We start from the raw sequence: 9155 nt of genomic DNA, 5'->3' as shown, positions 1-9155 counted from the left end.
GTCCGCATACTGGATGTATGCGGACGTTCCGACAACGCGGCGAGGTGCCGTAGCTGTCGTCGCGCGCCCGCCAGGGATTACGGGACAGCCCTTAGTGCCGCTTGCGGCACTGGCCTCGCGCTTTCGCGAGTGCGGGTGTCCGAGGCTTGGCAAGAGACCGCAATGATCGGTCAACTTACTCACGGGTAAGGAAAAAACCCCGATCAGTCCCAAACGGTTGCCACACAGAGACGTTCTCAACGAGAAACCCGGAACTGTGTCCCGTAAGCATGGAGGAGCCGACCGCCCACCCGGCGGTCACAACGAGAACCACCTCCTGGCCAACCATCCGAGAGGGCCTCCATGACCGCCTCGCACCTCCTCGTCCCCGTGCCGATCCCGGACCGCGTCGCCGCATTGATCGGGTCCTGCATCCCGCCGCACATCGTGGAGGCGGAGTTCGATGCCGAATGCGCCGCGCGCGAGGTGCTCAGGTTCCGTGGCCCACGGCTGTGCGGCGAGGACCAGGCCGACCGTGAGCAGGCACTCGCCGAGTTGGCCCGCGCCAACAAGATCCTCGCCGCCCATCACCCCCGACTTCCGGTGCGCCCCGCCAGCTCCTGGTGACCCATCCGCAATCCCCACTCCGCCGGCCGAGAGGGTGCCGCAGTGCTACGGCGACGAGGACGACCCGAAGGTCGCCGCCTTCTGCATCTCCGAACCGCAAGGCGGCTCCGATGTCTCAGCTGATCGCGCCCGGCACACGTTCCGGGCGCGGTCTGTTCGCGCGCCCGGCAACTCAGGCCACACGCACCCCTTATATAACGCAGTCCGCCTGGGCATGATCAGCCGGGTGAAAGTGTGACCGGCGCACGGGGGCACGTCGGCCACGTCATCCGCGAGCCCCCGCAGGGAGCTTCCATGCGACGGACCACTTTTTCCTCGCTGACAGTCGCCATGACACTCGCCGCGGCACTGTCAGTCGCCGCACCCGCCTCCGCCGCGCCCACCTCCGCAGAAACCGCAGCGCCCGGAAGGACGGAATGGGTACCCGCACCCACCCCGCCGACCGACCAGCCGGCCGGCGCCCGCTGCGACTTCCCCATCCACACCGAACCGATCGTCGACGAGGTCGTGCGGCAGGTGCTGGCGACCCATCCTGACGGAAAGCCGAAGGAGATCGCTTACAAGGGTGATCTCGTAGTCCGGGTCACCAATACCGACACCGACGCCTTCTACGACGTCGATGCCGGTGGCAGCACGATCATCGAGATCGGCACCGACGGTTCGCAGCTGTGGCACACGATCGGACCGGTTCTCGTCGGCGTCGGCGAGAACAACGGCAATCTGCCGCGCGGCGAGTACCGGATCGACGGCGTTCACACCCTCGCCATCAGCCCCACCGGGTACCGGACGCTGCGCATGGTCCACGGGTCCACGGACGACATCTGCAGGCGCATCAGCTGATCCTCGCCCCGGCCGGAGACCCGGGTGCACCGTACCGGCTACCGCCGCCGCTCCGGGTCGCCGACCGGCCGTACACCTCTCGCCGGACCAGGTGCCGGAGCCGGTAAGGGAGGCGTTCGTGACCCGCATGAACGCTTCCGTGCGGGAACTGCTGGCCTGACGACACATCTGGCCGTCCCCCACATGCGGGAGACGGGGGCCGGTGTGAGGGTGCAGACGTGACCACTGCCAGCGAGACCGCCCCCGCCGCGCAGAGTGCCGCCGCACCGCCCGTACTCGATCCGCGCCGCAGGAACATCGTCTTCGCGACCATCGTGCTGGGGATTCTGCTGGCAGCCCTGGACCAGACGATCGTCGGCACCGCACTGCCGACGATCGTCTCGGATCTCGGCGGCGCCGCGCATATGTCCTGGGTGGTCACCGCGTATCTGCTCGCCGAGACAGTGGCGACGGTCCTGGCCGGTAAGTTCGGCGACCTGTTCGGCCGGAAGATCATCTTCCAACTGTCGGCGGTCATCTTCATCACCGGTTCGTTCCTGTGCGGCCTGGCGACCAATATGACGCTCCTGATCGTCTGGCGCGGACTGCAGGGCATCGGCGCGGGCGGGCTGATGGTCACCTCGATGGCGCTGATCGCCGATGTGATCCCATTGCGCGAGCGGGGCAAGTACCAGGGTGCGATGGGTGCGGTCTTCGGAGTGTCGACGGTGATCGGGCCCTTGCTCGGAGGGCTCTTCACCGACCATCTGAGCTGGCGCTGGGCCTTCTACGTCAATGTGCCGATCGCGATCGTGGTGGTCATCGCCGCCGCCCGGACGATCCCAGCGGTGAAGGCGGCCGGGCGGCCCGTGATCGACTATCTGGGCATCGCGCTGGTCACGGTCGGCGCGAGCGCACTGATCCTCGCGACGAGCTGGGGCGGCAATGAGTACGCATGGGGGTCGCCCGTCATCATCGGTCTCTTCGCGGGCGGAGCCATCGCGCTCGCGGTCTTCTGCCTCGTGGAGTTCCGGGCGAAGGAGCCGATGCTGCCGATGCGGCTGTTCCGGAATCCGGTGTTCACCGTCTGCTCGGTCCTGAGCTTCATCGTGGGCTTCGCGATGCTCGGCGCGATGACCTTCCTGCCGACGTATCTGCAGTACGTGGACGGGGACTCGGCAACCATTTCAGGGGTACGGACGCTGCCGATGGTCATCGGGCTGCTCGGCGCCTCGATCTTCAGCGGCAACATGGTCTCCAAGACGGGCCGGTACCGGATCTACCCCATCGTGGGCTCACTCGTCATGACGGTCGGGCTGTTTCTGCTCTCCCGGATGGGCCCGGACAGCGGGGTGTGGCTGGAGTCGCTGTACATGCTGGTGCTCGGCGTCGGCATCGGGCTGTCCATGCAGGTACTGACGATCGCCGTGCAGAACACGGTCGACTACTCGGATCTGGGCACGGCGACATCGGGCGTGACGTTCTTCCGTACGCTCGGCAGCTCCTTCGGCACGGCGGTGTTCGGCACGATCTACGCCAATGCGCTGAAGCCGAATCTGACCGACGGCGTCGCCGCGGCGGCACGGGCGGGCGGCAACCCCACGGTGCTGACGAAGGCCGCGCTGAGCCCGGAGGGACTGCACAGTCTGCCCGCCGCGCAGTCCGCGCCACTGGCCCAGGCGTACGCCGACACGCTGCACACCGTGTTCCTGTGGACGGTGCCGGTCACGGTCCTGGGGTTCGTCGTGGCGCTCTTCCTGAAGCAGATGAAGCTGCGGGACACGGCACGGGTCGGCTCGACGGACATGGGTGAGGGCTTCGCCCAGCCGAGTGACGGCGACTCAGCCAAGGTCATGGCATTCACCGTGGCCAAGATCCTGCGCGGGGCGGGTCCGGACACTGCCCGGCGGATCGTCACGGAGTCGGACACCCGGCTGGACATGGCGGGGGCCTGGGCGGTGATGCAGGTCGAGCTGTTCACCCGGATGGTCGGCCATGCGGGACTGAACCTGATCGCGGCCCGGCACCGGGTCCCGCCGGAGGTACTGGTGCCGGTCTTCGACCGGATGATCGAGGAGGGATATCTCACCGGTGACGGTCATCTTTTCACGCATACGGCCGCCGGGAACCGGGAGGCCGTGGCGATCAACAACGCGTGGGCGCGGTGGCTCAATGAGCGCCTGGCAGAGCACGGGACACGCCCGGACGACCGGCAGCTGCGCGCGGCAGTGGATTTAATCGCCAAGCGGTTGCTGGCGGAGGACCTGACGCAAGCGCTCTCACCGGAGAAGTCACAGGTGGGGACCGCCATCTGAACGGGCCCGGTCACCGCGCGGCCAGGTCAGTCGGCGAAGACCGCGGTCGAGTACACCCAGGCGCCCTCGGACCGGACGAAGCGGCTCTTCTCGTGGAGCGAGTCCGGCCGTCCGTGGTCCGTGTAGTGCGCGCGGAAGGTGACCGTACCCGTGGTGTGGAACGCGCTGCCGTCCGTCGTGTCCAGGATTTCCAGCCGCACCCAGCGCATTCCGGGATCGAAGTCGACCGCGAGCGGCCGGGTGTCGGGGTGCCAGGTGCGGAGCAGATAGGCCTCGTCCCGGACGACGAATGCGGCATACCGGGAGCGCATCAGCGCCTCGCAGGTCGGCGCAGCAACGGTCCCGGTGTGCAGGCGGCCACAGCAGTCCGCGTAGGCAGCGGGCAGGCCGCACGGGCACGGCGACTGCGCGGTGATTGCGGAAGGCCGTGCTCCTGCGGTGGCGGACCGCCTCGGTCGTGTGGTGCGTCGTGACATGCGTCCATTGTCACCCGCGGTCCAGCCGGCTCAGCGGGCCGGGGTGAAGCGGTTCTTCTTCCTTGATGACGATCGCGACCTGATCGCGCTGCGTCGTACGCATTCCGAGCAGTCCCGGCTTTGTCAGCGCTGCTTCCCGCCCTCCCCGGCGTCTCCCGGGTCGGACTGCGCTCAGCTCCCACCAAGCTGCTGCGACAGCCTGGCGAGGAGGTCTTGCACCTCCTTCGATTCACCGCGCCTCACGGCGCACTGGCGCCTCGCGGCGCACCACGGGATGTCGCACACTCGCTGGGGGTCAGTCCGGTGCGGCGCGGGGCCGGGCGGTCAGGCCTTGCGGGCCACGCCCGCGTAGCCCGGGATCGGCTCGTCGCCGGGAACGTCGATGACCTCGCCGAGCTCCGGATGCCAGTTGGCGGAGAGCGTGACACCCGGCTCGACGAGTTCAAGTCCGTTGAAGAACGTGGAGAATTCGGCGTGGGAACGCAGGCGCAGCGTCATCCCGCGGGACTTGTACATGGCGGACGCCTGCGCCGCGCCCTCGGGGTCGAAGTCCCCGGTGGCGTGCGAGAGCACCAGGTAGCTGCCGGACGGGAGCCGCTCGACCAGGCGGTCGACGAGTTCGGCCGCGCCGTCCTCGTCGTCCAGGAAGTGCAGCAGGGCAAGCAACGACAGCGCGATCGGCTTGCGGAAGTCGAGGACCTTGCCTGCCTGCTCCAGGATGACTTCCGGCTTGCGTGCGTCGGCCTGGATGTACTCGGTGGCACCCTGTGGGGTGGAGCGCAGCAGGGCCGCCGCGTGCGCGAGGACGATCGGGTCGTTGTCGCAGTAGACGATGCGCGCGTCGGGGGCGGTCCGCTGGGCGATCTGGTGAAGGTTCGGCTCGGTGGGGATGCCGGTGCCGATGTCGAGGAACTGGCTGATGCCGTTCTCCGCCAGCCACCGGGTGGCCCGGTGCATGAAGGCCCGGTTGACCCGGGCCATGTCGCGCCCTCTGGCGTCGAGGGCCAGCAACTGCTGGGCCATCTGCTCGTCGACCGGGTAGTTGTCCTTGCCGCCGAGGAACCAGTCGTACATCCGGGCGGGATGCGGCTTGCTGGTGTCGATCTCGATGGCTCGGGGCTCGTGCCCGGTCATAGCGCGCTCCATGGGTCCATAGTCGACAAACGATGAGAGTGTGGGGCGGGGGCGGGGGCGGGCTCCGGCGCTGCGGATTCGGGTGCGAAGGCCGTGGATTCAGGTGAGAAGGAAGTCCGCCTGGCCGGACTTGGCCCCCTGGATGAAGGCGGCGATCTCGCGGTGGGAATAGATCAGCGCGGGGCCGTCGGGATCGGCGGACTGGCGCACGGCGACTCTGCCGTCGGACAGCTTCATGGCTTCGACGCAATTGCCTCCGTTCCCACCACTCCACGGCTTGTGCCAGCCCTCGGAGCCGAGTTCGGCGGCCGGCATGCCGTTGTATATGGGTTCCATCAGAGCTCCTTGCGGAATTCCCGGAGGATTTCCTTCGTGCGTTGTGCAGTTGCGGCCTGAGCCGCCATGCGGTCCATGACTTCGAGGTAGGAAGCCACCTCGGGGCGCGCGTCGAAGTAGACGGCTCCGGTCAGGTACTCGCTGTAAACCATGTCGGGGAGTTCGGGGATGCCGAAGCGGAAGAGGACGAAAGGGCCGTAGGTGCCCGGATGGTGACCGGTCGAAAATTCCGCTATCTGCAGCGTCACATGGGGCATCTCGGTCGCTTCGAGCAGCCGGTCGATCTGCCCGCGCATGGCGTCGTCGCTGCCGACGGGACGGCGCAGCACCGTCTCGTCCATCACCACCCAGAGCTTCGGGGAGTCCGGTCTGGTCAGCAGGGACTGGCGTTCCATCCGCAGCGCCACATAGCGCTCGATGTCCTCGGGCCTGGTCTGGCCGACGGCTCCGGTGCGCATCACCGAGCGCGCGTAGTCCTCGGTCTGCAGCAGTCCGGGGACGAAGTGTGGCTCGTACATGCGCAGGAGGCTCGCGGCGCCCTCCAGGCTGACATACATGCTGAACCAGTCGGGCAGCACGTCGTGGAAGCGCTGCCACCAGCCGGGTTTATTGGCTTCCTCGGCGAGCTCCACGAAGGCGTCGGCCTCGTCGTCGGCGATCCCGTACGCCTTCAGCAGCAGCTGGACATATGGGATCTTGAGAGCGACCTCGGCGGTCTCCATCCTGCGTATCGTCGCAGGTGCGACCCGCAGCACCTTGGCAGCCTGGTCACGGCTCAGGCCGACACGCTCCCGCAGATCCTGCAGGCGCTTGCCGAGAACGACCTGACCCACGGTCGGGGCGGACCGCGGTTCGCTCACTTCAGACCTCCCGATGCGCTGTTTTCCAGCAGTGTGCCATGCGCGGGCCACCCAGAACACTGCCACTCTGAATTTTTCAGAGTGCCCCTTGCCAAGTGTTCTCGACAGGGGGAGAGTTGGTGAGTGAACCAGTTCACGTGGTCACGGCCGCCCCCATTTGCGTGGGATCGCGGAGCGTGACGCAGCCCCCCACTGTGAGGAATCGGTTGTGGCACCTGGCAGCGCGCTTGTCCCCCGGCTCATGGATCTCAGCCCCGGGACGGAAGCGCTCCGGTACTGCTTCGCGTTGCCGACGCACCCCGAGTCGGTGGCCGTTGCACGGCGGCTGACGAGGGCTCGGCTCGACGAGTGGCAGCTGGACGAGGACGCGCACGAGGCGGCGATCCTGATCGTCTCGGAACTCGTCACCAACGCGATGGTGCACACCGGGAGCGCTCGCGTCGTGTGCGAACTGCACTGCCTCGACAGACGGCTGCGGATAGCCGTACAGGACCAAGGACGCCAGCCCGGGGGGCCGCGGCTGTGCCGCACCGCCGATGACGAGCACGGACGCGGCCTGCTGCTCGTCGACGCGATGAGCAGCTCCTGGGGTTCCCGCGACGCGGGCAACGGCTCGGGCCGCATCGTCTGGGCAGAACTGCCGCATGGCTCGGAGCGGTCATGTTGAAGCACGCGATGTCCCATCTGCTCGGAGGGCGCCGCTCCCGCGAGCCCCAGCGCGCCACCGGCACGGGCACGGTGCAGTTGCCGCTGCCACCGGCGTTGTCGGCGAGCCTGGGCTGCGACGCGGTGGGGGTGCCGTCCCGGTACGGCTTCCGGCTGATGTCTCATCTGCCACGCACCGGTTGCGTCTTCGCGGATGCCGACCGCTGGTGGTGGATCGTTCCTGCGGGCTCCGACCTCGATCTGGACTGGCCCACGCAGGCCGCCTATGCGAAAGGGGCCTGTGTTCCGGCGGTACGCCCCCGGCTGATCCACCAGCCCGACAACCGCGAGCCGTACACCCCGCCCATCCCGCTTTTCTTGATGGTGTGCCAGGTCACGGGTGTGACGCCGTCGTGGGCACCGTCCGGCGGCGCACGCGCCGGCTCCGTTCGCTGACGCAGTCCGGCCGCCGGACCCCTTCGAAACACGCCCTATGGCCGGTTCAGATGGGCGAGCCCGGGATGGGCCTTCAGGTACCCGTCGAGGAGGCGACCGGCCACGGTCACCGAGTCGACCAGCGGGTGCAACGCGAAGGCCTTCACGGCGACGGCGCGTGAGCCGCTCTCAGCCGCCTCCAGTACCGCGCGCTCGACGGCCTTCACCGCGGTGACCAGACCGACGGCGTGGTACGGAAGCGGGTCGACGGCGACGGGACGGGCGCCGTTCGCGTCGACCAGGCACGGCACCTCGATGATGGCGTCCGCGTCGAGCACGGAAAGCGTCGTGCGGTTGAGGACGTTGAGGATGAGCGAGGTTTGTTCGTTGCGCGCGACGGCCCGCATGAGGGCGAGCGCCACCTTCTCGTAGCCACCGGACTCCAGATCACTTTCGTCCCGCTCGCCGACCCCGGCAACCTCCCGGTTCTCCGACATATAGGTGGCTTCGCGTTCGGCGCGGGTGCGGTCCCAGGTCGCCAGTGCGGGGGCGGCCGGGTCCTTCACCCGGGTGTAGAAGCCCTCCTGCTGCTCGCGGAGAAAGGCGCCACGGCTCTGCTCGGCGTCCTGATGAGCGCGTACGGCTTCCCGGTTGAAGTAGTAGTAGTGCAGATACTCGTTGGGGATGGCGCCCAGCGACTGCAGCCAGTCGACGCCGAAGAGCCTGCCTTCCTCGAAGGAACCGAGGAGTTCCGGGTCCGCCAGCAGCCGCGGGAGTTCGTCACGGCCGTCGACATGCAGTCCGCGGACCCAGCCCAGATGGTTGAGGCCGACGTAGTCGATCCGGGCCCTGTCGGGGTCGGCGCCGAGCACCCGGGCGATACGGCGGCCGAGGCCGACCGGGGAGTCGCAGATGCCGATGACCCGGTCGCCCAGGTAGCGGGACATGGCCTCGGTGACCAGGCCGGCCGGGTTGGTGAAGTTGATGACCCAGGCGTTCGGGGCGAGCCGCGCGATGCGCTGCGCGAGGTCGACGGCGACGGGCACGGTACGCAGCCCGTACGCGATGCCGCCCGCCCCGACCGTCTCCTGGCCGAGTACGCCTTCGTCGAGGGCGACCCGTTCGTCGGCGGCCCGTCCGTCGAGGCCGCCGACGCGGATCGCCGAGAAGACGAAGTCGGCGCCGCGCAGCGCCTCGTCGAGCTCGGTCGTCGCGGTGACGGCGGGCGCGTCCGGGACGTTCGCGGCCTGTTCCCCGAGCACCCTGGCGATGGCGGTGAGCCGGTCTGCGTCGGTGTCGTAGAGAGTGACTGCGGACACGCGGCCCTCGGCGCGATCGGCGAGCAGGGCCCCGTACACGAGTGGAACCCGGAATCCGCCGCCGCCCAGAATTGTCAGCTTCACGCTTCCGCATGGTACGTGGGCCGGCCCGGACGGGGCCCGAGCGACTCCGGACGGCAGCTCTCCCCCGTCGCGACGCAGGCGGGACGAATCACCGGCCCGGTGGCCGCGGATTTGCAGGTCCGCGGC

Annotated in this window: 10 protein-coding genes; 5 read left to right on the top strand and 5 right to left on the bottom strand. The window is 68.5% G+C overall.

Annotated features, from left to right (window positions below; genetic code table 11):
- Positions 1 to 342 precede the first annotated feature (342 nt).
- From ABT115_RS30435 to ABT115_RS30425, 3 genes are all read left to right on the top strand, one after another.
- Positions 343 to 606, top strand: coding sequence for a hypothetical protein (locus tag ABT115_RS30435; protein ID WP_351796630.1), 264 nt, complete (start codon positions 343 to 345; stop codon positions 604 to 606).
- Between the two features lie 294 nt (positions 607 to 900).
- Positions 901 to 1446, top strand: a complete 546-nt coding sequence (locus tag ABT115_RS30430; RefSeq protein ID WP_351796627.1) for a hypothetical protein — start codon at positions 901 to 903, stop codon at positions 1444 to 1446.
- Between the two features lie 218 nt (positions 1447 to 1664).
- Positions 1665 to 3740, top strand: a complete 2076-nt coding sequence (locus ABT115_RS30425) for an MDR family MFS transporter (protein ID WP_351796624.1) — start codon at positions 1665 to 1667, stop codon at positions 3738 to 3740.
- Positions 3741 to 3766: 26 nt separating this feature from the next.
- Here ABT115_RS30425 and ABT115_RS30420 read toward each other — a convergent pair whose 3' ends face one another.
- The 4 genes from ABT115_RS30420 to ABT115_RS30405 all read right to left on the bottom strand — a co-directional run bounded on the left by ABT115_RS30420 (position 3767) and on the right by ABT115_RS30405 (position 6546).
- Entirely contained in the window at positions 3767 to 4216 is a 450-nt protein-coding gene (locus tag ABT115_RS30420) for a YchJ family protein (RefSeq protein ID WP_351796621.1), read from the bottom strand.
- 324 nt (positions 4217 to 4540) lie between these two features.
- Positions 4541 to 5350 (bottom strand): SAM-dependent methyltransferase, encoded by an 810-nt coding sequence (locus ABT115_RS30415; RefSeq protein ID WP_351796618.1) that lies wholly within the window; start codon positions 5348 to 5350, stop codon positions 4541 to 4543.
- 99 nt (positions 5351 to 5449) lie between these two features.
- Positions 5450 to 5686: a DUF397 domain-containing protein gene (locus tag ABT115_RS30410; protein WP_351796615.1), complete on the bottom strand. Its 237-nt coding sequence runs from the start codon at positions 5684 to 5686 to the stop codon at positions 5450 to 5452.
- Positions 5686 to 6546 (bottom strand): Sco1979 family transcriptional regulator, encoded by an 861-nt coding sequence (locus ABT115_RS30405; protein ID WP_351796612.1) that lies wholly within the window; start codon positions 6544 to 6546, stop codon positions 5686 to 5688. Before ABT115_RS30405 ends, ABT115_RS30410 begins: the two co-directional genes overlap by 1 nt.
- Positions 6547 to 6754: 208 nt before the next feature.
- Here ABT115_RS30405 and ABT115_RS30400 point away from each other — a divergent pair, with 208 nt between their 5' ends.
- Both ABT115_RS30400 and ABT115_RS30395 read left to right on the top strand, forming a co-directional pair.
- Entirely contained in the window at positions 6755 to 7213 is a 459-nt protein-coding gene (locus ABT115_RS30400; RefSeq protein ID WP_351796609.1) for an ATP-binding protein, read from the top strand.
- Complete coding sequence (locus tag ABT115_RS30395) at positions 7207 to 7647, top strand: hypothetical protein (RefSeq protein ID WP_351796607.1); 441 nt, start codon at positions 7207 to 7209, stop codon at positions 7645 to 7647. Before ABT115_RS30400 ends, ABT115_RS30395 begins: the two co-directional genes overlap by 7 nt.
- Positions 7648 to 7682: 35 nt before the next feature.
- On the opposite strand, the gene ABT115_RS30390 is transcribed toward ABT115_RS30395, so the two are convergent.
- Positions 7683 to 9029 carry a 6-phospho-beta-glucosidase gene (locus tag ABT115_RS30390; protein WP_351796604.1) on the bottom strand — a complete coding sequence of 449 codons (1347 nt, stop codon included), beginning with the start codon at positions 9027 to 9029 and terminating at the stop codon, positions 7683 to 7685.
- Positions 9030 to 9155: the final 126 nt, after the last annotated feature.

The sequence above is a fragment of the Streptomyces sp. NPDC001832 genome (genome assembly GCF_040297265.1).
Classification (GTDB): domain Bacteria; phylum Actinomycetota; class Actinomycetes; order Streptomycetales; family Streptomycetaceae; genus Streptomyces.
Note: the sequence above shows the minus strand (reverse complement) of the source record. Positions and strands in the feature narration are given on the sequence as shown.